Consider the following 22,195-nt stretch of genomic DNA (forward strand, 5'->3'; position numbering starts at 1 on the left):
TCGGCGTAAAAATATTGAGGGATTTCAAGCGTTTATTTCTTCGCTGTAGCGATCCGTCCACACCCCTCATCCGACAGAGCTTGGCTCGGCCACCTTCTCCCTCAAGGGGAGAAGGGGAAGCCAGCGCCGGGCTTACTACCTCACATCCATCCAGCGCTGTTCCGCGAACGAGCGCGCCATCGCGTGCACCGTGCGCTCGATCTCCAGGCCTTCGTCGAAGTCGATGATCCGCGCCGGCTTGCCGGCAAGCCGCGTCAACAGTTCCCGGCATTCGATGATCTTGAGGTCATTAAAGCCAAGGCCGTGGCCGGGCGCCGGCAGGAAGGCGTCGTAAGGCCTGTGGTGCGGGGCAACCAGGACTGTCCGATAGCCTTGCTCCGTCGGTCGGTCGGCTGTCAGATAGAGCTGGAACTCGTTCATCCGCTCCTGGTCGTACAGGATCGAGCCCTTCGAACCAAAAATCTGGATGGCGATCCGGCCCTTGCGGCCCCAGGCCGAACGGTTGACCAGCAACGTGCCGGCAATGCCGTTTTCGAGATGCATCAGGATGCTGGCGATGTCATAGGTCTCGACGGCGCGGCGCCCGCCCGAGGCGACGCGGCGTTCGGCATAGGGCCTGGCCATGTCGCACATGACTCGGGCGACGCGGCCGAACAGTACCGCTATGAGCGACAGCGGATGCACGGCGAAATCGTCGAGCGCGCCGTAACCGGACGCCGCCTCGTGCTTCCAGAAGAACAGCGCCTCCGGATCGGCCATGAAGTCCTCGTCCATCTCGATACGCAGATGGTTGACCTCGCCGATGATCTTCTCGTCGAGCAGCGCGCCGATATGGCGGATCGCCGGGTTCTGAATATAGTTATAGCCCAGCGCGGCAACCTTGCCGGATTTCCGCGCGACCGCAGCCATCGCTTGCGCCTCCGCAAAACTTGGCGCCATCGGTTTTTCACACCACAGATGCTTGCCGGCTTCGAGGATGGCGATGGCCATTTCCGGGTGGAACTGGTTCGGCGTAGTCAACGAGATGACATCGACGTCGGGATCGTCGACGACTGCGCGCCAGTCGCCGGAGGCCTTGGCGAAGCCGAATTCGCTGGCACGGCGTTTGGCAAGGTCCTCGTTGACCTCGCCCAGATGGACCAGCCTTGGCTTGTCGACATCGGGAAAGACGGTGCCGACCGCGTTCCAGGCAATGGCGTGGCACTTGCCCATGAAGCCCGTGCCGATAAGACCTACCCCGACCATCCGCTTGCCTCCCTGTGTGCAAAATTTTGTGTGGATGAATTAGTCCATTTTGTTTGCAAATGGAACGCTTGTCTCATTTTTTATGGTGTTCTTGCACAGGTCCGCTATGATGGGGCACAGAGGGAACCGACGATGAGCCTGGGCGGAGCGACGATGGACGAACGGGTGCCGCGCGATTTCGAAACGCTGCGGGCGACGATCCTGGAGCGGCGTCAGAGCCTGCCGAAACGTATCGCCCAGATCGCCGCCTATGCGCTCGACAACCCCGACGATATCGCCTTCGGCACCGCTGCCAGCATCGCCGCCTCCGCCGGTGTTCAGCCTTCGACCCTGATCCGCTTTGCCCAGCAGCTTGGCTTTGACGGTTTCACCAGCCTGCAGCTGGTGTTTCGCGAGCGCCTGCGCGAGCGCAACTCGTCCTACGATGAAAGGCTGGCGGCATTGCGCGCCAAGGCCGAGGAAGGCGCCGGCCACCGGGCGATTTTCGACGGTTTCGTCGCCGCAGCCAGCACCTCGCTCAACGACATTTCGCGCACGCTGAATGAAGACCATTTCGAAGACGCAATCGCCGTTCTGGCCAAGGCGGAAACCATTTATGTGCTGGCCAAGCGGCGCTCCTACCCGGTCGCCTCCTATATCGCCTATGCGTTGGGCAAGCTCAAGATCCGCAACCAGCTGATCGAATCGGCCGCCGGCCTGAACGCGGAGATGATCGGCTTTGCCTCTCCAAGGGATGCCGTCATCGCCATCAGCTTTTCGCCCTATGCCCCTGCCACCATCGAGGAGGCGCGCGTCATTTCGGAGCAAGGCGTGCCGATCGTGGCGATCACCGACAGCTCTTTTTCGCCGCTCGCCCAATTCGCCAGGGTCTGGTTCGAGGTCGCCGAGGCCGATTTCGCCGGCTTCCGCTCGCTGTCGGCGACGATGGCTTTGGCCATGGCGCTGACCGTTGCCGTCGGCGAGAAGCGGCGCGATAGCGGCCGCAAGCGCAAGGCCTAGATCACCTCTATTGCCGTTTCGCCTTCTGCCAAAAGCCGCGCTGCGTCGCGGGCAGGCGGCGACCCGAACTGGCGGGCATACTCCCGGCTGAACTGGGAAGCACTCTCATAGCCGACAGCGAAGGCGACACGCGCCACGTTGCCCGGCTGAGCAATCAGCAGATGGCGGGCTTCCAGCAAGCGGATTTGCTTTTGATACTGGATTGGGCTCATGGCCGTCGCCGCCTTGAAGTGACGATAAAACGCAGCACTGCTCATATGGGCGATCTCGGCCAGATCGCCGACCCGGACCGGCTGATGGGGGTGCGAACGGATCCAGGCGATCGCCCTGCCGATCCGGGACAGATGGCCATCGGCGCGCGCAAGTTCACGAAGCTTTCCGCCCTGGGGGCCTTGCAGGAGCCGAAACAGCATCTCCCGCTCGAGCATGGTCGCGAGCACGGGAATCTCCGCTGGCCGGTCAAGCAACCGCATCATTCGACGCAACGCGTCGAGCAGATCGTCATCAACGGGAGTGGTGGAGAAGAAACTGTCGCCACCGAGGGCTGGCGCGTGCTCGACGAGGAGCGCGGCGACGGCTTGCAGGTCAAGGGTCAAGCCAATGGCCAGATAAGGACGCGCCGCGCTGGCTTCGACTATCTGGCTGATAGTGGGCGTCTCGACAGTGTAGATGAAATAGCTGGCCGGCTTGTAACGAAGAGCCCGGGAGCCGATCAGGACCGTCTTTGCGCCCTGCAATACGAATAAGATCCCCGACCCCCACACACCCGGCAATGGTGCCGTGGCGACTTCGCTGCAGCCGATCGAAACGCGGGGAACCGCCGTTCTTGTTCGTCGCCCGCGCGCATGGCGGCCGGCGATCTCGATCAACTCCTGCAGCGCCTCGTTCATTGCGCCAGCATCGCGCATTCACGCTGGCCGCGCAACAGCGTGAGAGGATTAGGCAAGAGCCTGAGAATTTCCGGCGCGCGGCGCCCGCTGCCTCGCGCCATTTGTGGGTCTTCCACAAGAAAAATGGAGACACCGAAATGACGACTTCGAAGACCGCGCTGGTGACCGGCGCCAACAAGGGTATAGGCCGCGAAATCGCCCGGCGACTGGCGACCATGGGCTTCAAGGTCTGGCTCGGCGCCAGGAGCGCCGAACGCGGCATGGCGGCGGCGCAGGCATTGTGCGCGGAAGGCCTCGACGCAGAGTGGCTTGAGTTGGACGTCACGAGGGATGACAGTGTGAAGGCGGCAGCCAAGGCGCTCGGGCAGGCCAGCCCCTGCCTCGACGTGCTGGTGAACAACGCCGGCGTCGCCATCAATTACGACCTGCCGCCGAGCCAGCAGCGGATCGCCGACATCCAGGCCACCTACGACGTCAATGTCTTCGGCCCGATCCGCGTGACACAGGCATTCCTGCCGCTGCTGCTGGCAGCACCTGCTGCCCGTATCGTGATGGTGAGCAGCTCCACCGGGTCCATCGGCCGGGCGCTCGATCCCGCCACCGCGAATCACGCCGTCAATATGATGGGCTACGGCAGCTCCAAGACAGCCTTGAACGCCATCACCGTGGGCTTCGCCAGGGAGCTCGCGCTCCAGGGCATCAAGGTCAACGCCGCGGCGCCCGGCTATACCGCCACCGATCTCAACGGGTATAAAGGTCAGCGCACGGTGCAGCAGGCAGCCGAGATCGTCATTCACCTGGCGACCCTGGACGCCAATGGCCCGACCGCCGGGTACTTCAACGATGACGGCCCGCTTCCTTGGTAAATCAGCTGGTTTCAGCGGCAGACGCTTGACGTTCGTCTGACTTCAAAGTTTCTCACCGCGCCGGCCTTTGCAGAGCACTTTTCGGCCTTGGGAATGCTCGTTCCATATTGACTATGGATTGGAATTATTATTTCATATTGCCGGCGCCACGCTGCCGCTCGCGCGTGTTACCCAAGACAACAAAGCCGATGGGAGGTTCGAATGGGCGAAGCCGTGGAAGCGAGACATGCGCCGCTCGACATCATCACGATCGGCCGCGCTTCCGTCGATCTCTATGGCCAGCAGATCGGCTCGCGCCTCGAGGACATTACTTCGCTTGCCAAGTCGGTCGGCGGCTGTCCAGCCAATATCGCGGTCGGCACTGCCAGGCTCGGCCTGCGCTCGGCGTTGCTCACCCGCGTCGGCAATGAGCAGATGGGCCGCTTCATCCGCGAGCAGCTGACCCGCGAGGGCGTTTCGGTCCAAGGCCTCAAGACCGATCCGGAGCGGCTGACCGCCCTGGTGCTGCTGTCGGTCGAGGATGAGGGCGTCTCGCCGATGATCTTCTATCGCAGCGATTGCGCCGACATGGCGCTTTCGGAAGACGATATCGATGAGGCCTTCATTGCTTCAGCACGCGCGGTCGTCGTCACCGGCACGCATTTTTCACGGCCCAACAGCGACGCCGCGCAACGCAAGGCGATCCGTGTCATGAAGGCCAAGGGCGGCAAGGTGGTGTTCGACATCGACTACCGCCCTAACCTGTGGGGCCTCGCCGGCCATGCCGAAGGCTTCGAGCGCTATGTGAAATCCGACCGCGTCTCGGCGCAGTTGAAGACGGTGCTGCCCGACTGCGATCTCATCGTCGGCACCGAAGAGGAGATCATGATCGCCTCCGGCGCAGACGATTGCCTGAGCGCGCTGAAAACCATCCGCTCGCTGTCGACGGCGACCATAGTGCTGAAGCGCGGTGCCATGGGCTGCATCGTCTATGACGGGCCGATCAGCGACGATCTCGAGGACGGTATCGTCGGCAAGGGGTTTCCGATCGAGGTCTACAATGTGCTCGGCGCCGGCGACGCTTTCATGTCGGGCTTCCTGCGCGGCTGGCTCGGCGAGGAAAGCCTGGCGACGGCCGCGACCTGGGCCAATGCCTGCGGCGCCTTTGCCGTATCGCGGCTGCTCTGCGCACCTGAATACCCGACTTTCGAGGAATTGCAGTTCTTCCTGAAAAACGGCAGCAAGCATCTGGCGCTGCGCAAGGACGAGGCGATCAACCACATCCATTGGGCGACCACGCGCCGGCGCGACATCCCCTCTCTGATGGCGTTCGCCTGCGACCACCGCGTCCAGCTGGAGGACGTCGCGGCAAAGGCCGGCGCCGATCCGTCGCGAATCCCGGCTTTCAAGGTGCTGACGGTCAAGGCTGCGGCAAAGGTCGCGGCTGGCCGCGGCGGCTATGGCATGCTGCTCGACGAAAAATACGGGCGCGAGGCGATGTTCGAATTCGCCCACCATTCCTTCGCCTGGCTCGGCCGGCCGGTCGAGTTGCCGGGTTCGCGGCCGCTTCGCTTCGAGTTCTCGCAAGACATAGGCTCGCAACTGACCGAATGGCCGGTCGACCACTGCATCAAATGCCTGTGCTTCTATCATCCCGACGATCCCGCGGCGCTGAAGAGCGAACAGCAGCAGAAACTGCGCGCTTTGTTCGAGGCCGCGCGGAAAGTGGGGAGAGAACTTCTGGTCGAGATCATAGCCGGCAAGCACGGCAAGCTCGACGACATGACCATCCCGCGGGCGCTTGAGGAACTCTACGCACTCGGCATCAAGCCCGACTGGTGGAAGCTCGAACCGCAGGCATCGACCGGCGCATGGGCAAAGATCGAGGCGGTGATCCTGAAGAACGATCCGTGGTGCCGCGGGATTGTACTGCTGGGTTTGGAAGCACCGCAGGACGAATTGGAAGCGGCCTTCGCCGCCACCGCCAAGGCGCCCATCGTCAAGGGTTTCGCTGTCGGCCGTACCATCTTCATCAACGCGGCCGAACAATGGCTTGCCGGCAAGATGTCGGACGATGAGGCGGTTGCCGACATGGCGTCGCGCTTCGAGAGGCTGACCGAGGCATGGCTTGCCGTGCGCGGCCGCAAAGCAGCATAAGAAGGCGCGGCATAAGGACTGCGGAGGAAAACGACATGACCAAGACAATCCGCCTGACGATGGCGCAGGCGCTGACCCGCTTTCTTGCCCAACAGATGGCCGAGATCGACGGCAAGAAAGTGCCGATCTTCGGCGGCGTCTGGGCAATCTTCGGCCACGGCAATGTCGCCGGCATCGGCGAGGCGCTCTACCAGGTCCGCGACGAATTGCCGACGTTCCGTGCCCATAACGAGCAAGCGATGGCGCATGCGGCGATCGCCTATGCCAAGGCCAATTTCCGCCGCCGCTTCATGGCGGCGACCAGTTCGATCGGCCCTGGCGCGCTGAATATGGTGACGGCGGCAGCACTTGCGCATGTAAACAGGTTGCCTGTCCTGTTTCTGCCCGGCGACGTCTTCGCCAATCGCATTCCCGATCCCGTCCTGCAGCAAGCCGAGGATTTTTCCGACGGTACGGCGACGGTCAATGACTGCCTCAGGCCGGTGTCGCGCTATTTCGACCGCATCACCCGGCCGGAGCAGATCATGCCGGCGCTCAACCGCGCCATGCAGGTGCTGACCGATCCGGCTGAGTGTGGCCCGGTAACGCTGGCGCTGTGCCAGGACGTGCAGGCCGAGGCCTATGATTATCCCGAGAGTTTCTTTGCCGAGCGGCTCTGGACCCAGCGGCGAGCGCGCCCGGACCGCCAAGAGTTAGCAGCTGCAGTGGCGGCGCTGAAGAGCGCGAAGAAGCCATTGGTGATTGCCGGCGGTGGCGTGCTCTATTCGCAAGCGTCGGATGAATTGGCGAAGCTGGCGCAAGACGCTGGCATTCCGGTGTGCGAGACGCAAGGCGGCAAATCCTCGCTGCCCGACGATCATCCGCTGAACATGGCGGCGGTCGGCGTTACCGGCACTTCGGCTGCCAACAGGCTGGCCGAAGAGGCCGACGTCGTGCTTGCCGTCGGCACCAGGCTGCAGGATTTCACCACTGGCTCCTGGGCGTTGTTCAAGAATTCCGGCAAGACCATGATCGGGCTCAACGTCCAGCCTTTCGATGCCGGAAAGCACCAGGCGCTGCCGCTGGTCGCCGATGCGGCTGAAGGGCTCGCCGAACTCGGTGCGGCGCTGAAAGGCTGGAAAGCTCCTTCTGGCTGGACCGACAATGCGATCAGCGGCAAGAAGGACTGGCAGGCGGATGCCGGCAAGGTGACGGCGTCGACCAATGCCGCCTATCCGTCCGACGCGCAGGTGATCGGCGCCGTACAGCGCGCCATGGGCTCCGGCGTGGTACTGCTCCATGCCGCCGGCGGCTTGCCCGGCGAATTGCACAAGCTATGGCAGGCGGGCGCGCCCGGCTCCTATCATGCCGAATACGGCTTCTCGACCATGGGCTACGAAATCGCCGGCGGGCGTGGGGTGAAGATGGGCCAGCCCGACGGGGAGGTTGTGGGGCTGATCGGCGACGGCTCCTACCTGATGCTCAATTCCGAGGTCGCTACGTCGGTGATGCTCGGCCTCAAGCTGACCATCGTGCTGCTCGACAACCGCGGCTATGGCTGCATCAACCGGCTGCAGATGGCGACCGGCGGCGCCAACTTCAACAATTTGCTGAAGGACGCTCGTCACGAGACCTTGCCCGAGATCGACTTCGCCGCGCATGCTGCAAGCATGGGTGCGATTGCCGAAAAAGTGGCGTCGATCGCCGGGCTGGAAACGGCCCTGGCGCAAGCGAAGAAGAATACGCGAACGACCGTGCTGGTCATCGACACCGACCCGCTGGCTTCGACCGAGGCCGGTGGAAGCTGGTGGGATGTCGCAGTGCCGGAAGTCTCGGCACGGCCGCAAGTGAACGCGGCGCGCAAGAAATATGAGGAAGCGCTGAGCGGGCGGCGGTTTTAACGCGCCCGCCAACGCCGCCTCGAATGTCAGAAATTGGAGTGACGACTTGAAAGCCAAACTGGGCATGTCCCCGATTGCATGGTGGAACGACGATCTTGCCGAACTCAGCGATGATGTGTCGCTGGAGGAGTGCCTGCGCCAGTCGCGCTCGGCTGGCTTTACCGGCATGGAAATGGGCCGCCGCTTTCCCAGCGATCCGGAGATCATGCTGCCGATCCTGAAAGAGGCCGACGTGACGCTGTGCGGCGGCTGGTTCTCCGGGACGCTGGTCGACGAAGACATGGCGAAGAACAAGGTTCGTATCCAGCCGATGATCGACCTGTTCAAGGCGGTGAATGCGCCCTGCATCGTCTATGGTGAAGTCGGCCGTTCCATCCAGGGCGACCGCTCGAAACCGCTTGCCATCAAGCCGAGGCTGTCGGACGATGAGATGAAAGCCTACGCTAGGCGGCTAACCGAGTTCGGCGAATGGTGTGCCGGGCAAGGCATGCCGCTCTCCTACCATCATCATATGGCGGCGGTGATCGAGACCGAGCCGGAGCTCGACGCTTTCATGCGCTATTCGGGAGAGGGCATTCCGCTGCTGCTCGATGCCGGTCACCTGGCCTTTGCCGGCGGCGATGTGCTGCGCGCGATAGACAACCACCACCGGCGCATCAACCACGTGCATGTCAAGGACGTACGCATGCAGGTGATCCAAAAGCTGGATCGCAACAAGCAATCCTTCCTCGACGCGGTAGCACTTGGTGCCTTCACCGTGCCGGGAGATGGATCGCTGGATTTTGGCGCCATCGTCCAGAGGCTCGCCAACCACGGCTATGAAGGCTGGTTCGTGGTCGAGGCCGAGCAGGATCCGAAGAAGAACCCGCCACTCAAGATGGCACAGGTCGGCTACAAGGAATTGATGCGGGTGATGACGGCGGCCGGCTATACGGTTGAGACACTGGGCTTTCCCAATGCTTGAGAGTTCGCGAGGAAGGGCTGACCCGATGCCGGCGTTTATCCGATGAAAGACTCCGAGCACCCGTTTTTCCGGCCTTTGTGGCGGCGTGTCGCCATTGTCGCGGTCTGCCTGGTCTGGTCGGTGATCGAATTCGCTACCGGCACGCCGTTCTGGGGCGTGATCGCGCTCGGCTTCGCCGGCTATGCGGTCTGGAAGTTTTTCTACCTCTACAAACCGGCCGACGAAGACAAGCCATCGGCAAACGCCAAACCGAAGGAATGACCATGTCGAAGCTGCTCGTCAAAGCCAATAAGGGCCACGGCCGCATAGCCCATGTGACGCCGCAAAACGCCGGCTGGACCTATGTCGGCTTCGATCTGCATCGGCTGAGGCCCGGCGACACCGCTTCCGGGCAAACCGCGGATCGTGAGGTCTGTCTGGTATTCGTCACCGGCAAGGGCAAGGTCAAGGCCGGCGGCAAGGATCTCGGGCTCCTGGGCGAACGCATGTCGCCGTTCGAGGGCAAGCCGTGGTCGGTCTATGTGCCGCAGGGCTCGGAGTGGTCGGTGAGCGCCGATACCGATCTCGAACTCGCCGTGTGCTCGGCGCCGGGGCTTGGCGGCGGTCTGCCGGTCCGCATCATTGCGCCGAAGGATCTCGGCCAGGAGACCCGCGGCAAAGGCACCAACACGCGCTACGTCACCAACGTCCTGCCGGAGGGCGAGCCGGCCGATTCCCTGCTGGTGGTCGAGGTCATCACGCCCGGCGGCCACACATCGAGCTATCCGCCGCACAAGCACGACCAGGACAATCTGCCGGCCGAATCCTATCTCGAAGAGACCTATTACCACCGCCTCAACCCGCCGCAGGGCTTTGCTTTCCAGCGCGTCTACACCGATGCCGACCAGAACGGCTCTCGTTCGCTCGACGAGGCGATGGCGATCGAGGACGGCGACGTCGTGCTGGTACCCAAGGGTTATCACCCCTGCGCCGCCTGCCACGGCTATGATCTCTATTATCTCAACGTCATGGCCGGACCGAAGCGGACGTGGAAATTCCACAACGCGCCCGAGCACGAATGGCTGATGGCCTGACCGTTTCCCCTTCGCTTCTCAACCGCTGGTCCAAGCCGAAAAAATCGTCGGCTAATGACCAGGCTGTGTCGTTTTGTTACCGAAAACGCTGCAAAGCTTCGTCATTTCGTCATGCAAATCGCCTATGGCAGCGGGGCTGACGAGGAACTTCGATGCGCTACGCGATCTATTTCACCCCCCTGCAGGACGAACCGCTGGCGCGGATCGCCGCCAATTGGCTCGGCCGTGATCCCTTCGGTGCCGCCACGAGGCCGGTCGAGGCGGTGGGCGAGTTGTCGGCAGCGGAAGTTGCCTTCCATACCGCCTCGGCGCGCCGCTACGGCTTTCATGCGACGCTGAAGGCGCCCTTCCGGCTGGCTTCAAACGAGACGGAGGCCTCGCTTCGCGCCGCACTCGACGATTTTGCCGAGGCGACGCCGGTGGTGACGGTCCCGCGTCTCGTCGTCAGCCAGATCGACAGCTTTTTCGCGCTCGTGCCGGAAGCACCGCTGCCGGGGCTCAACCGTTTCGCCGATGATGTGGTGCGCGGCTTCGACCGCTTTCGCGCGCCGCTGACAGACGCGGAGATTGAACGCCGCAGCCCCGACTCGCTGAAGCCCGATGAGTTCCGCAATCTCTGCCAATGGGGCTACCCCTATGTCTTCGAGACGTTTCGTTTCCATATGACCCTGTCCGGCCGGGTGTCGTCACAGGAAAGCCCTCGTCTTCGCCTAGCAATCGACAGCCTGTTTGCGGACGTGCTGCAACGGCCGGTGCCGGTGGACGCGCTGACGCTGTTTGTCGAAACTGAGCCGGGTGCGCCGTTCATGGTGCTGTCCCATCACGCGCTCGGGCGCCGCCCGGCCAGAAGAACTGCCTGAGATGACTATTTCCTTTAACCGCATTGTGCGACGCCAATCCATTTTCAGTTGGCTGCAAAATGCTCCGAGGACTGCCTGAAATGACCGCCGAGACCGTTCTTGACAACGCCCGCATCGTGCTTGCCGACCAGATCGTCGAAGGGTCGATCGTGCTGCGCGACGGCGTGATCGCCGACATTGCTCCCCGCGCTGGCCGCAGCGGCGAGGACATGGGCGGCGACTTCATCATCCCTGGCCTGGTCGAGCTCCACACCGACCATCTCGAAGGCCACTACGCGCCACGGCCGAAAGTGCGTTGGAACCCGATCGCCGCGGTGCTCGCCCACGACGCGCAGGTGGCGACCGCCGGCATCACCACCGTGCTCGACGCCTTGCGCGTCGGTATGGACGAGGACGCCGACCTGACGGCCGCCGACATACGCAAGCTGGCCGAGGCGATTGAGGACAGCGTCCAGCAGGACCGGCTCAGGGCCGACCATTTCATCCATCTGCGCTGCGAGGTTTCGGCGCCGGACTGCCTCACAGCCTTCGCCAATTTCGACGGCGACGAGCGGGTCAGGCTGGCGTCGCTGATGGACCACGCGCCGGGACAGCGGCAATTCGTCGATCTCGAAACCTATGCGTATTACTACCAGCGCAAGCTGAAGCTGACCGATCGCGATTTCCAGAAATTCTGCGAAAAGCGGATGGCGGAATCGGCGAAGAACTCGAGCCCGAACCGCAGCTTCATCGCCGCTGCGTGCAAAGAGCGCGGTATCGTGCTCGCCAGCCATGACGACGCAACCGTCAGCCATGTCGATGAAGCGATCGAGCAAGGCGTCCGTGTCGCCGAGTTCCCGACCACCGAGGAGGCGGCTCGGGCTTCGAAAGAGGCAGGGCTCGGCGTTTTGATGGGCGCGCCGAACGTCATGCGCGGCGCTTCGCATTCGGGCAATGTCTCGGCCCGCACACTGGCCGGCGACGGCCTGCTCGATATCCTGTCATCGGACTACATTCCGTTCAGCCTGATCCAGTCGGCCTTTTTCCTCGGCGACGTGGTCGAGGGCATCTCGTTGCCTCAGGCAGTGGCGATGGTGTCGAAGAACCCGGCCGAGGCTGTCGGCCTCACCGATCGCGGTGTCATCGAGCCCGGCCGGCGCGCCGATCTGGTTCGCGTGCGCGTCGACGATCACGTCCCGGTTGTCCGCACGGTGTGGCGGCAGGGACGGCGGGTCGCATGATGGTGTCGGCATCGGTCGAGCGTGAATTGTCCGCCGCGGGATTTCCAATCCGCGACGGCGTCTTCGTCGCCGTCGTCGGACCGAGCGGTGCCGGCAAGGACACGGTGATCGGCTATGCGCGCGCCATGTTTGCCGACGAGAGCCGACTGGAGTTCGTTCGCCGGGTGATCACCCGGCCGAGCGATGCGGCCACCGAGGATCACGATACGCTAGCCGACGCTGCCTTCGTCGAGGCCGAAGCGGATGGCGCCTTCGCGATTTCCTGGGAGGCGCATGGCCTGCGCTATGGCATCCCGGCCGAAGTCGACTGGTCAGTCTCCAACGGCCGTGTCGCGATCGCCAACGTCTCGCGCGCGATCATCCCGACGCTGCGGGACCGCTACGCCAATCTGGCTATCGTCGAGATCACGGCTGCACCGGAGATCCTGGCCGAGCGGCTGGCCTTGCGCGGGCGCGAGTCGCGCGGCGAAGTGCTGGCACGGCTGGCGCGCAGCGCCAATGTGGCGCTGTCCGGACCGGGCGTCACCTCCATCGACAATAGCGGCCCTCGTGAAGCCGCCGGCGAGCGCTTCACCGAGGTGCTGCGCAAGGCCATGGCCTTCTCCGACATGTCGGGCCTCATCTAAGGCGCGCCCATCCGATGCATTCGGGATGGGCGCTACTTGTCTAACCCATATCTTTTTGGAAACCGGTATCCACTGTTCGGGATCATGGCCTCATGCGGCGTGCCGATCCCGACCAGCGTGATGAGTATCCGTGCTAGTGGTTGTCGAAGGCTTCGCTGGTGCATCCGCCGGTGTATCCAGAACTGCAACGTGATGCCGATAGACCATCTCCCAGCCCTTCCAGCCGGTGAACAGCAGTATGCAGACCACTATGAACGACAACAGCGCGCCCCACGGTCGGACCGCGGCCTCGGCGCCTTGAGCATAGCGAAGGTAGAAATTGATCAGAGCCACAACGACCGCGGTCAAGTTGCCCAGCATGTGGTACCAGGCGTCGGACAAGGCGCGAATGCGCGGCTCGTTGAGGAAGTCGATAAAACCAGCTGTCGCAGCGAGAAGCGCCATTACGATAGCTGCCCCGATCAGCCACATCGATGCCCGTGCCCAGAAGGCGTCGGCAGTCCCCCAGAAAACCAGGTCGGTGACAAAGGCACCGACAAGAAACGCGACAGGAAAAGGTATCAGCATCGGGTGGAGGGGGTGAGTTCCTATCTTTGCGGTACTTACTGGATTCATGGGCATGGGACGCCTCCGCGTAGCAAAGCTTAAATAAACGCTCAGATACGGGTTTCGTTCCAAATAGAGATTAACCTGAACTGCTGTCGCGAAGCTCAGGCTGACCTTTTCATGCCTGCCAATGGCAGTCGGCGTATTTCATCCAGCTATTTTTGCGTCATTCCGCGGCAGCACCCGCCACGCCCTTGCGGGTGGCTTCCAGCATCCGCCGCCGCGCCCTGAACACGCCCCATTGCTGGTCGACCAGAACGCCGATGAGGATCACCCCGCCCATCACGGCGAAGTTGAGCGAGGACGGGATACCGAGCAGGTTGACGAGGTTCTGCAACTCCTGCAGCAGCACCGTGCCGAGCAGGACGCCGATCAGCGAGCCTTCGCCGCCGCGCAGCGAGAAGCCGCCGAGCACCGCTGCCGCGATGGCGTAGAGCTCGTAGAACTGGCCGTGGCTCGCCGGCGAGATCGAGCGTGTGTACATGGCGAAATAGATAGCCGACAGCGCCGTCAGCACGCCGCAGATGACATAGGCGGCCATGACGATGCGGCCGGTGCGGATGCCGGAATATTTCGCCGCTTCCTCGTTCTTGCCGATGGCGTAGAGATATCGCCCGAACACCGAACGGTGCAGCACCACCCACATGACGACGGCGATGACGATCAGCGCGATGAAACTGTTCGGCACGCCCCAGGACCGCCCCGCCGTCAGGAACTCGAGTTCCGGGAAGTTCTGTCCGAAGGCAAAGCCGGCGGTGCCGTCGGCGGTATAGAAGCGCGCCACGCCGCGATAGATCAGCAGGCCGCACAAGGTCACCACGAAAGGCTGCAATTTGAGCCGGGTGATCAGCCAGCCATGCGCCAGCCCGATGATGCCGCCGAGCACCAGGATCAGCGGCAGGGCGACCGGCCAGGCCATGCCGCGCGTGGCGATGAAGTCGATGAACAGCACGCCGAGCAGCGCAACCACCGAGCCGACCGACAATTCGATGCCGCCCGTGATGATGACGAAAGCCTGGCCGATCGACAGGATGCCGAACAACCCGATCAGGTTCGAGGTGTTGGCGAGATTGATCGGCAGCAGGAAGCGCGGGTTGATGATCGCTACCACCGCGCCGACCGCCAGGATCAGGATCAGCAGGCCGAGATCTTTCTTGCTCATCGTCGTCTCCCAATGCCGGCGAACTATTTCGGCTGCTTGCCGACCGCCAGCAGCAGCACGTTTTCCTGGCTGAACCGTTCCTTGTCGAGAATGCCGGAGATCTGGCCTTCATGCATGACGGCGATGCGGTCGGAAACACCGATCACCTCCTCCATGTCGCTGGAGATCATCAGCACGGCGACGCCGGCATCGGCCAGCGCCCGCATCAGCCCGTAGATCTCGGCCTTGGCGCCAATGTCGATGCCGCGTGTCGGCTCGTCGAGGATCATCACCTTCGGCTTCATCGCCAGCCATTTGGCCAGCACGACCTTTTGCTGGTTGCCGCCCGACAGCGTGCCGGTACGCGTCTGCACGGAGGGCGCCCTGATGCCCAGATCGGTCTTCTGTTTCTCGGCGGTGGCGGCCTCGGCGCTGGCCGAGACCAGCGAGCGCCGCGAATGCGCCGGCAGATTGGGCAGCGAGATGTTCTGGGCAATCGACAGATCGAGCAGGATGCCGGTCAGCTTGCGGTCTTCCGGGACGAGGAAAATACCGTTGGCCACTGCGTCCGCGGCCGAACCAAGAACCAGATCTTTTCCGTCAAGTTGGAACGAGCCGCCAAAGCTCTTGTCGATGCCGAACAGCACGCGCGCCAGCTCCGTCCGACCGGAGCCGACGAGACCGGCAAGGCCGAGGATCTCGCCATGCCTGACGTCGAGGTCGACGGGCCGGTCGGGATAGGCGGCGGTGCGAATGGCCTTGACCGACAGCGCGACAGAGCCCGGCGGGCGCGCCGATTCTGCGGCCTTCTCCCTCTCCTTGAGCATGCGGCCGATCATCAGCTTGACCATCTGGTCGTGATTGATGGCGCTCTTCGGCAAAGTTCCGGCGAGCATGCCGTCCCTGAGCACGACGACGCGGTCGGCGACGCGCTCGACCTCGTGCAGGCGGTGTGAGATGAAAATGACGCTGATGCCGTCTGCCTTCAGCGCCTTGATGACACCAAGCAGCTTGTCGGTTTCGGCGATCGGCAGGCTCGAGGTCGGCTCGTCGAGGATAACCAGCCTTGCCTTGATCGACAGCGCCTTGGCGATCTCGACCATTTGCTGCTGGGCCAGCGACAGCGCCGATACCGGCGTATCGGCCGAGAAATTGGCGCCCACGCGTTTGAGCAGCGGCGCCGCCAGCGCTCGCAGCCTGGCGCGGTCGACCAGCTTGAGCGGGCCGGCGCGCAGCGGTTCGCGGCCGAAGAAGATATTGGCGGCAACGTCGAGGTTTTCGAACAGGTTGAGTTCCTGGTGGACGAAGGCGATGCCCGAACCGATGCTGGCCTCGACAGTCAGCCCGTCATGGGCGGCGCCATCGACAATGATGGTGCCGGTGTCCGGCCTGGTGACGCCGCCGAGGATCTTCATCAGCGTCGATTTGCCGGCGCCGTTTTCGCCGACCAGGCCGATGACCTCGCCGGGCCTGACCTCGATCGAGAACCCGTCCAGCGCGACAACGCCGGGATAGGTCTTGCGCACACCGTTGAGGCTCAGGAACGGAGCGTCCGTGGATGCAACGATGGATGGGTCGGAATAATTCATCACGCCTGACAGCAGCCGGTGAGCCGTTTTGGACTCAGACTGACGGGCCTCGCGAGGCCCGTCAATAGAACGCCGGCTCAAGGCGAACCTTGAGCCGGCGCAACCTAGTTTGCTCAGTTTCCAGACATCGCCTTGAGGCTGGCGGCGTAGGCGTCGACATCGTCCTTGCCGATGATCTTGGTCGGGATGATGATCAGTCCATCGGCGGGAACGCCCGACTTGTTGCCTTCGAGATAGGCGGCCATCAGCTTCATGCCCTGATAGGCCCATTCGAAGGGCTGCTGCACGACGGTGGCGGCGACGGTGCCTTCCTTGACGCCGCCCAGCGTGATCGGATCGTCGTCGAAGCCAACGACGGTGATCTGGCCGAGCTTGCCGGCATCGCGCAGCGCCTCATAGATACGCGGCGTGTTGTAGGAATAGAAGCCGACCATGCAGGTGACGTCGGGGCTGGCGACCAGCGCGTCCTCGACGTTCTTCTTAGCGCGGGCCTGGTCGATATCGTCGCCACGCACGTCGACCAGTTCGATCTTGGTGCCGGTGAGGCCGTCCTTCATGCCCTGGATGCGTTCCTTGGCATTGTCGGCGCCGAGCAGGCCGACGAAGCCGAGGCATTTGCCGCCATCTGGCATCGCCTTCTTGGCAATCTCTGCCGCCTGCTTGCCGGCATCGACATTGGACGAGCCGATATAGGCGACGCGCTTGGTCTGCGGTGCATCGCTGTCGGTGGTGAACAACGCCGTTTCCGAGGCGATCTTGTTCAGCCCGTCGGTCGACGTCTTGGGATCGACGGCCGAGACCATGATCGCCTTAACACCGGCCGTCACCAGATCGTCCATCAGGCGCTGCTGGATGGCGACCGAGGACTGCTCCGGATATTTGAGTTCTAGATTGTAATTGGGCAATTCGCCTTGAGCCTTCTTGACCCCGGCTTCGGCAGCCTTCCAGAAATCGGAAGCGCCGTTGACGACGAAGGCCAGTGTCGGCTTGTCGTCGGCCCGCGCAATTGCGCTGACGGACAGGCCGAGCAGCAGGGCCGCAGCGGCGACGGACGCATTTCGTATCGCAGATTTCATATTCAACCTCCCATTTGACTCAGTAATTTTCGCTGATGATGAACGTGCCGGCGCGGCTTGGACGCCCTCCTCCTCAGGGTTCCGGCAGCGAAGAACGACGCCATTCCAGCCGCGATCGTCGACTTTAGAGACTCATTCGTCGTTCGTAAATAGTCCGATTTGTCTGACATTTCCTCGAAACGGCAGGCGAGCTTCGGTTGACGGGAACTGTCCGCCACCAGGCTGGCTTACGTTCCGAACATGCGCGGGTCCGATGTTCGTCCGAGCATGATGGATTGACGTTATAGGGCCGCCGGATATTAGTAAAGAGTATTAGTTTAATCGGGATTCTCACAAGAAAGGAGAAGCCTCCCAATGCGATGTCACGTCGGATTCGCGACTAAATCACTTAAGAGGGCACTTATATCTATTAGCATCGCTTTACCTTATAAATGCGAGATTTGAGGGACGAATGACATGAACGAACCACTGCGCGATCCCGTCCTTGAGGGTACCAGGCGGCGCAAGCCGTCCGGGAAAAACCCCAGAGGCCGCGTTACCATGACCGACATCGCCAGGGCCGCCGGTTGTTCGCAGGCGACGGTTTCGTTCGTCCTCAACAACACGCCGGGCATCAGGCTATCGCAGCAAACTCGTGAGCGGGTGATAGAGGCGGCGCGGGCCCTCAGTTATGCGCCGCCGGTGTTTTCCGCCCTGCGAGCCCCGGTTGCCGCTTTTGACGGGCTGGATGGCGTGATCGGCTTCGCCGTCGACCAATTGGCGACCAGCCCGGAGGCGGTCGTCGCCATTGAAGGGGCGCGGCAAGCCTCGTGGAACGCTGGCAATGTACTTTTGGTGGCGCAGACCATGGGCGACGAGGTGATGGAGCCCCGGGCCATCGCGGCGCTGACCAAGCAGGGCATTTCGGCGCTGATCTACATGACCATCTTCACCCGCGAGATCGTCGCGCCGGAGTATCTCTACGGCCTCGACATTCCGGTCATCCTGCTCAACTGCTACACCGCCGACTATGCCTTCCCCGCCGTGGTGCCGAGCGAGATCGCCGGCGGCCAGAGCTCGACCCGGCACCTGATCAGCCATGGCCATCGCCGTATCGCCACCATCACCGGCGAGCCATGGATGCAGGCGGCGCAGGACCGGCTGAAGGGCTACCGCCGGGCGCTGGCGACAGCCGACATCCCGTTCGACCCGGCCTTGGTCGTCGAAGGCGATTGGTCGGCGAGCGCCGGCTATGCCGCGACCATCAAGCTACTGGCGCTGAAAGACCGGCCGACCGCCATCTTCTGCCAGAACGACCGCACCGCGATCGGCTGCTACGAGGCGCTGAAGGAGGCCCGCCTGCACATCCCCCAGGATATTTCGGTGGTCGGCTATGACGACGAGGAGATCGCGCGCCATCTGTTCCCCCCGCTGACGACGTCGATCCTGCCGCATATGGCGATGGGGCAATGGGCGATCGAGCAGCTGGAAGTCCCCGCCCCTCCCGGTCGTGGCCGCCATCCCATCACCAAGCTCGAATGCCCGCTGGTGGAGCGGGAGTCGGTTGGCGCGGTGGCGGGCTGACGCGAGGCGGCGGAATAGTGGGCGATCGACAATTGCATAGGCTTGACATCGCGCCCCGCATAGATCCGATTGAGCCCTATGAGGTTGCAAAGCTGCTATAATTTTCAGGACTTTCGCAGGCTGGCCAGACAGCGCCTGCCAGGACCGATCTTCGACTATATCGATGGCGGCGCGGACGACGAGACGACGCTGCGGCGCAACACGGCTGCGTTCGAGGACTGCGACCTCGTCCCAAACGTGCTTGCCGGTGTCGGGCAGATCGACATGTCGGTCACCGTCATGGGCCAGAAACTGGCGATGCCGGTCTATTGCTCGCCGACGGCTCTCCAGCGGCTGTTTCACCATAGCGGCGAGCGCGCCGTCGCCGCGGCGGCGGAGAAGTTCGGGACGATGTTTGGCGTCTCGTCGCTTGGGACGGTCAGCCTGGAGGAAGTCCGCAAGCACCGGACGCCGCAGGTTTATCAGTTCTATTTCCATAAGGATCGCGGCCTGAACCGCGCCATGATGGAGCGCGCCAAGGCGTCCGGCGTCGAGGTGATGATGCTGACCGTCGACAGCGTCACCGGCGGAAACCGCGAGCGTGACCTGCGGACCGGCTTTTCCATCCCCTTTCGGCTTACGCTCGGCGGCATGATGCAGTTCGCGATCAAGCCGAGATGGGCCATCGACTATTTGACGCACGACAAGTTCAGCCTGCCGCAATTGGACGGCCATATCGATCTCGGCGGCGGAGCGCTTTCCATCAGCCGCTATTTCACGGAGATCCTCGATCCATCGCTGGATTGGAAGGACGTCGAAGACATGGTCCGCTTCTGGAACGGCCAGTTCTGCCTGAAGGGGATCATGAGCGTTGCCGATGCCAGCAAGGCGGTCGACATCGGCTGCACCGGCATCGTTCTGTCAAATCATGGCGGCAGGCAGCTGGACGGCTCGCGCAGCCCGTTCGACCAGCTGTCGGAGATCGTCGACGCGGTGGGCGACAAGGTAGACGTGATCATCGACAGCGGCGTCCAGCGCGGCACGCATGTGCTGAAAGCCCTGTCGTTGGGTGCCAAGGCCGTCGGCGTCGGGCGGTATTATCTGTTCCCGCTGGCAGCCGCCGGACAGGCCGGCGTCGAACGGGCGCTCGGCCTGATGCGAACCGAAATCGAACGCGGCATGCGGCTGATGGGATGCAGGTCGGTGGCCGAGCTTTCCAGGGGGAATGTGCGGTTTAGGTGAGTGGCGGGAGATGCGCACGGCATAAGCTTTGTCGAAATGCGAACACTACACCGACCTGCCGCCGCTCCTGCCGTCCGTTTCGAAGACGGCCTCGCCGGAAACAGCATCCGTATATCCGCCTTCAAGCTGCTGCAACGTATGCCGGAACCGATCAAGATTGCCTAGCATTTTGGGCCGAGCATCGACCATGTGCTGGAAAGTGTCCCACTCTCCAATCGAAAAGAAGGCGCCATCTCCGGATTTGATGAGAGCCATTTTTCGCAATCCCTCGAAATTGCGCGGAGCGCTGCTGAACAGTTCGACGAATTCGTCTTCACTTCCCGGCTTGACCTGGAAGCGGACGCTGTTGAATGCCATCATGTATGTTCCCCCGTGAAAGACCTGAAGAACCTCGAATGCGCGAAAGCCCTAAGGCACCTCAAACCCTCAAACGAGCGTATCGGAAAATCGGAAGGTTGGCTTCAGCCATCTCACGCCGAACGCCTGTTCCTGGCGATGTTTGTTAGGAAGAGGACGACACTCGATCTCAATCGCGCGCCCTGCTGGCCAGCAATGAAACGCGCTGTTAACGCCGTTCGCGGGTGACAGGATGTTGGCCGCAGGTCAAACGTGTAGTCTGCATCTGGCTGTCAGTTGCGGAGGCGGAAATGAATTTGCTTCGGATTGCGCTCTTGTGCACGGCCATGATCGACCTTGGAATGCCTACCGTTCGCGCTGAGGATCGGCCTGTGCCGCCGAACAACAAAGCCGCAACAGTGCAGCCGCCCGTTCATTGTGAAGGCCAAAACTGTCTCCCGCCGGCGAAAGATCCCGTGCAGGAATGCACCGGCCAGGATTGCACGCCAGCGCCGCCGACTGAACCGGGTCCGGAGATCAAGCAGGCCGACTGAGTCGGCATCAGCAGACCATCCCCTCTTTTGGCAGGGATGGCGCTCAGCCCTCGCGACCCTCCGACCACCGGCGCCGGTCACGGTCATAGTCGGGCGGCTATGAGCTCACCGCGCCCGAGAGGCCCCATGACGCGGGCCGTGCATTGGATTGATGGCGCGCCCGAAGAGGATGAAACTGGGAACTCGTATGTTATTGCTGCGCCTATCGATTTCTCAGATCACCGCTCGGAGCCGAAGGTCCGCCTTGCGCGCCATAAACTGTCCCTTGCCACCCCTGAACAGCCAAAATCGGATCCAACCGGTCATTCGTCAAGGGGAAGCGAAGTGACCTCCATGCAGAATTCGAGCGCTCATCGGCGTTGGGCGCAATCCGGCCGCGGCCCTCCTGGGGCTAACGTTCAGGGCAGCGGGATCGGCTTGTCGCTGAGTGTGCGCAAGTACGCGATCAGGTCGACCCGTTCGGTCTCGTCCGGGACACCAGGCGTCTCCATGTAAACGCCCGGCGTGGTGAGCATGGGTCCGAAGAGATATCTGTTCAGATCCTCGTACGTCCATACACCCTCCCAGTCGAGCAAAGCGTCGGAGTAACGCATTTTTGCCACAGACGCCTTGTCGCGACCGACGACGCTCCACAAGTTGGGTCCCGTCTTGGTCGCTCCCTGTGGCTCGGCATTGTGGCAACCGGCACACAGGCGGGTGAAGTAGGTTCGGCCTTTCTCGACATCGGCAGTAGCCAACTTCATCGAGATCGGAGCTGGTGTTGGCAAGACGACGCCGTGCGACATGAGATAGTCAGCGACTTCGCGTTGCCTCTTGAATTTTGCCAGATGGAGCGGCGTCTTGCCGTCCTTTGTCTTCGCATTCACGTCCGCGCCGGCCTCGACGAGTGCCTTCACGCAGTCGAAACAACCGAGATTCACCGCGATGTGGATAGCGTTTTCGCGGCTGCGCTTCGAATTTGGATTTGCGCCCCCATCCAGCAACAGATTGATCAGGTCGATCCTGCGTTTTGCCAAAGCCGGCATGAGCGCAGGCCCCAAAAGCGGCGTCGGGGCGGCGTTAACGTCGGCACCGCGTTCCATGAGCAGTTTTGCCGCCGCAAAATGCCCGCCCCTAACCGCAAGATAGAGTGGTGTCGCGCCCCCGTCGCTCTCATCGACGCCGGCACCAGCGTCGAGCGCTGCCGTGATCCCGGCGACATCGCCCTTCATGGCGGCGTCGTGGATGGAGGCGGCATGCGATACAATCGGAATGTGTAGAAGCACCAACAGAATGAAAGGCAAGAACCCGCGCATTAGCATCTCCCAAGGCAAGCCTGAGGACCCGGCACGATTTCAAGAAGGGCGAGGT

The 22,195-nt window shown here is 62.6% G+C and carries 20 protein-coding genes; 12 read left to right on the top strand and 8 right to left on the bottom strand.

The genetic code is table 11. The annotated features are described in order from the left end of the window. Positions 1-135 precede the first annotated feature (135 nt). The gene (locus NKI50_RS11125; protein ID WP_352716526.1) at positions 136-1,245 is read right to left on the bottom strand and encodes a Gfo/Idh/MocA family protein; all 1,110 of its coding nucleotides are present in this window, start codon (positions 1,243-1,245) and stop codon (positions 136-138) included. Between the two features lie 153 nt (positions 1,246-1,398). Here NKI50_RS11125 and NKI50_RS11130 point away from each other — a divergent pair, with 153 nt between their 5' ends. Further along, positions 1,399-2,244 (top strand): MurR/RpiR family transcriptional regulator, encoded by an 846-nt coding sequence (locus tag NKI50_RS11130; RefSeq protein WP_352484502.1) that lies wholly within the window; start codon positions 1,399-1,401, stop codon positions 2,242-2,244. Here the strand turns inward: NKI50_RS11130 and NKI50_RS11135 are convergent. Further along, positions 2,241-3,134 (bottom strand): AraC family transcriptional regulator, encoded by an 894-nt coding sequence (locus NKI50_RS11135; RefSeq protein ID WP_023718237.1) that lies wholly within the window; start codon positions 3,132-3,134, stop codon positions 2,241-2,243. The two genes, NKI50_RS11130 and NKI50_RS11135, sit on opposite strands and share 4 nt — an antisense overlap. 137 nt (positions 3,135-3,271) lie before the next feature. On the opposite strand from NKI50_RS11135, the gene NKI50_RS11140 reads away from it, so the two are divergent. The 9 genes from NKI50_RS11140 (at position 3,272) to phnN (ending at position 12,759) form a co-directional block, all read left to right on the top strand. Continuing rightward, positions 3,272-4,000 carry an SDR family NAD(P)-dependent oxidoreductase gene (locus NKI50_RS11140; protein ID WP_023718236.1) on the top strand — a complete coding sequence of 243 codons (729 nt, stop codon included), beginning with the start codon at positions 3,272-3,274 and terminating at the stop codon, positions 3,998-4,000. A gap of 201 nt (positions 4,001-4,201) precedes the next feature. Further along, the gene (locus tag NKI50_RS11145; protein ID WP_352716528.1) at positions 4,202-6,136 is read left to right on the top strand and encodes a bifunctional 5-dehydro-2-deoxygluconokinase/5-dehydro-2-deoxyphosphogluconate aldolase; all 1,935 of its coding nucleotides are present in this window, start codon (positions 4,202-4,204) and stop codon (positions 6,134-6,136) included. A gap of 35 nt (positions 6,137-6,171) precedes the next feature. Then, the gene (gene iolD, locus NKI50_RS11150) at positions 6,172-8,016 is read left to right on the top strand and encodes a 3D-(3,5/4)-trihydroxycyclohexane-1,2-dione acylhydrolase (decyclizing) (RefSeq protein ID WP_352716530.1); all 1,845 of its coding nucleotides are present in this window, start codon (positions 6,172-6,174) and stop codon (positions 8,014-8,016) included. Between the two features lie 46 nt (positions 8,017-8,062). After that, positions 8,063-8,980 (top strand): myo-inosose-2 dehydratase, encoded by a 918-nt coding sequence (iolE, locus tag NKI50_RS11155; RefSeq protein WP_352716532.1) that lies wholly within the window; start codon positions 8,063-8,065, stop codon positions 8,978-8,980. Between the two features lie 42 nt (positions 8,981-9,022). After that, positions 9,023-9,241 (top strand): DUF3329 domain-containing protein, encoded by a 219-nt coding sequence (locus NKI50_RS11160; protein WP_352716534.1) that lies wholly within the window; start codon positions 9,023-9,025, stop codon positions 9,239-9,241. A gap of 2 nt (positions 9,242-9,243) precedes the next feature. Further along, positions 9,244-10,053: a 5-deoxy-glucuronate isomerase gene (iolB, locus tag NKI50_RS11165; RefSeq protein WP_352484309.1), complete on the top strand. Its 810-nt coding sequence runs from the start codon at positions 9,244-9,246 to the stop codon at positions 10,051-10,053. Between the two features lie 152 nt (positions 10,054-10,205). After that, positions 10,206-10,913 carry a DUF1045 domain-containing protein gene (locus NKI50_RS11170; protein WP_023718230.1) on the top strand — a complete coding sequence of 236 codons (708 nt, stop codon included), beginning with the start codon at positions 10,206-10,208 and terminating at the stop codon, positions 10,911-10,913. 80 nt (positions 10,914-10,993) lie between these two features. Continuing rightward, a complete protein-coding gene (locus tag NKI50_RS11175) occupies positions 10,994-12,133 on the top strand; it encodes an alpha-D-ribose 1-methylphosphonate 5-triphosphate diphosphatase (RefSeq protein WP_023718229.1) in 1,140 nt (379 codons plus the stop codon). After that, a complete protein-coding gene (gene phnN, locus NKI50_RS11180; protein WP_023718228.1) occupies positions 12,130-12,759 on the top strand; it encodes a phosphonate metabolism protein/1,5-bisphosphokinase (PRPP-forming) PhnN in 630 nt (209 codons plus the stop codon). The genes NKI50_RS11175 and phnN overlap by 4 nt, the downstream gene beginning before the upstream one ends. Before the next feature lie 90 nt (positions 12,760-12,849). On the opposite strand, the gene NKI50_RS11185 is transcribed toward phnN, so the two are convergent. From NKI50_RS11185 to NKI50_RS11200, 4 genes are all read right to left on the bottom strand, one after another. Further along, positions 12,850-13,380, bottom strand: coding sequence for a DUF2231 domain-containing protein (locus NKI50_RS11185; RefSeq protein WP_023718227.1), 531 nt, complete (start codon positions 13,378-13,380; stop codon positions 12,850-12,852). A gap of 151 nt (positions 13,381-13,531) precedes the next feature. Beyond that, on the bottom strand, positions 13,532-14,527 hold the full coding sequence (locus tag NKI50_RS11190; protein ID WP_023718226.1) for an ABC transporter permease: 996 nt from the start codon (positions 14,525-14,527) through the stop codon (positions 13,532-13,534). A 23-nt stretch (positions 14,528-14,550) separates the two neighbouring features. Next, entirely contained in the window at positions 14,551-16,095 is a 1,545-nt protein-coding gene (locus tag NKI50_RS11195; protein ID WP_023718225.1) for a sugar ABC transporter ATP-binding protein, read from the bottom strand. Positions 16,096-16,208: 113 nt separating this feature from the next. Further along, positions 16,209-17,171: a sugar-binding protein gene (locus NKI50_RS11200; protein ID WP_352716538.1), complete on the bottom strand. Its 963-nt coding sequence runs from the start codon at positions 17,169-17,171 to the stop codon at positions 16,209-16,211. A 456-nt stretch (positions 17,172-17,627) separates the two neighbouring features. On the opposite strand from NKI50_RS11200, the gene NKI50_RS11205 reads away from it, so the two are divergent. Beyond that, the gene (locus NKI50_RS11205) at positions 17,628-18,734 is read left to right on the top strand and encodes a LacI family DNA-binding transcriptional regulator (RefSeq protein WP_352640269.1); all 1,107 of its coding nucleotides are present in this window, start codon (positions 17,628-17,630) and stop codon (positions 18,732-18,734) included. 78 nt (positions 18,735-18,812) lie between these two features. Beyond that, positions 18,813-19,955 (top strand): alpha-hydroxy acid oxidase, encoded by a 1,143-nt coding sequence (locus NKI50_RS11210; RefSeq protein WP_352716540.1) that lies wholly within the window; start codon positions 18,813-18,815, stop codon positions 19,953-19,955. 45 nt (positions 19,956-20,000) lie between these two features. On the opposite strand, the gene NKI50_RS11215 is transcribed toward NKI50_RS11210, so the two are convergent. Together NKI50_RS11215 and NKI50_RS11220 are read right to left on the bottom strand one after the other, a co-directional pair. Then, a complete protein-coding gene (locus NKI50_RS11215) occupies positions 20,001-20,315 on the bottom strand; it encodes an antibiotic biosynthesis monooxygenase (RefSeq protein WP_023718222.1) in 315 nt (104 codons plus the stop codon). A 928-nt stretch (positions 20,316-21,243) separates the two neighbouring features. Beyond that, a complete protein-coding gene (locus tag NKI50_RS11220) occupies positions 21,244-22,140 on the bottom strand; it encodes an ankyrin repeat domain-containing protein (protein ID WP_352716543.1) in 897 nt (298 codons plus the stop codon). Positions 22,141-22,195: the final 55 nt, after the last annotated feature.

Origin of the sequence: Mesorhizobium sp. M0563 (genome assembly GCF_040321065.1) — a bacterium.
Lineage (GTDB): Bacteria > Pseudomonadota > Alphaproteobacteria > Rhizobiales > Rhizobiaceae > Mesorhizobium.

Bases quoted from the DNA above. Each gene is read 5' to 3' on its own strand.
- NKI50_RS11210 (WP_352716540.1), top strand. From the start codon at position 18,813: ATGAGGTTGCAAAGCTGCTATAATTTTCAGGACTTTCGCAGGCTGGCC.
- iolB (WP_352484309.1), top strand. From the start codon at position 9,244: ATGTCGAAGCTGCTCGTCAAAGCCAATAAGGGCCACGGCCGCATAGCC.
- NKI50_RS11220 (WP_352716543.1), bottom strand. From the start codon at position 22,140: ATGCGCGGGTTCTTGCCTTTCATTCTGTTGGTGCTTCTACACATTCCG.
- NKI50_RS11215 (WP_023718222.1), bottom strand. From the start codon at position 20,315: ATGATGGCATTCAACAGCGTCCGCTTCCAGGTCAAGCCGGGAAGTGAA.
- NKI50_RS11190 (WP_023718226.1), bottom strand. From the start codon at position 14,527: ATGAGCAAGAAAGATCTCGGCCTGCTGATCCTGATCCTGGCGGTCGGC.
- NKI50_RS11185 (WP_023718227.1), bottom strand. From the start codon at position 13,380: ATGCCCATGAATCCAGTAAGTACCGCAAAGATAGGAACTCACCCCCTC.
- NKI50_RS11195 (WP_023718225.1), bottom strand. From the start codon at position 16,095: ATGAATTATTCCGACCCATCCATCGTTGCATCCACGGACGCTCCGTTC.
- NKI50_RS11170 (WP_023718230.1), top strand. From the start codon at position 10,206: ATGCGCTACGCGATCTATTTCACCCCCCTGCAGGACGAACCGCTGGCG.
- NKI50_RS11175 (WP_023718229.1), top strand. From the start codon at position 10,994: ATGACCGCCGAGACCGTTCTTGACAACGCCCGCATCGTGCTTGCCGAC.
- NKI50_RS11125 (WP_352716526.1), bottom strand. From the start codon at position 1,245: ATGGTCGGGGTAGGTCTTATCGGCACGGGCTTCATGGGCAAGTGCCAC.
- NKI50_RS11140 (WP_023718236.1), top strand. From the start codon at position 3,272: ATGACGACTTCGAAGACCGCGCTGGTGACCGGCGCCAACAAGGGTATA.
- NKI50_RS11135 (WP_023718237.1), bottom strand. From the start codon at position 3,134: ATGAACGAGGCGCTGCAGGAGTTGATCGAGATCGCCGGCCGCCATGCG.
- NKI50_RS11160 (WP_352716534.1), top strand. From the start codon at position 9,023: ATGAAAGACTCCGAGCACCCGTTTTTCCGGCCTTTGTGGCGGCGTGTC.
- NKI50_RS11130 (WP_352484502.1), top strand. From the start codon at position 1,399: ATGGACGAACGGGTGCCGCGCGATTTCGAAACGCTGCGGGCGACGATC.
- iolD (WP_352716530.1), top strand. From the start codon at position 6,172: ATGACCAAGACAATCCGCCTGACGATGGCGCAGGCGCTGACCCGCTTT.
- phnN (WP_023718228.1), top strand. From the start codon at position 12,130: ATGATGGTGTCGGCATCGGTCGAGCGTGAATTGTCCGCCGCGGGATTT.
- NKI50_RS11200 (WP_352716538.1), bottom strand. From the start codon at position 17,171: ATGAAATCTGCGATACGAAATGCGTCCGTCGCCGCTGCGGCCCTGCTG.
- NKI50_RS11145 (WP_352716528.1), top strand. From the start codon at position 4,202: ATGGGCGAAGCCGTGGAAGCGAGACATGCGCCGCTCGACATCATCACG.
- NKI50_RS11205 (WP_352640269.1), top strand. From the start codon at position 17,628: ATGAACGAACCACTGCGCGATCCCGTCCTTGAGGGTACCAGGCGGCGC.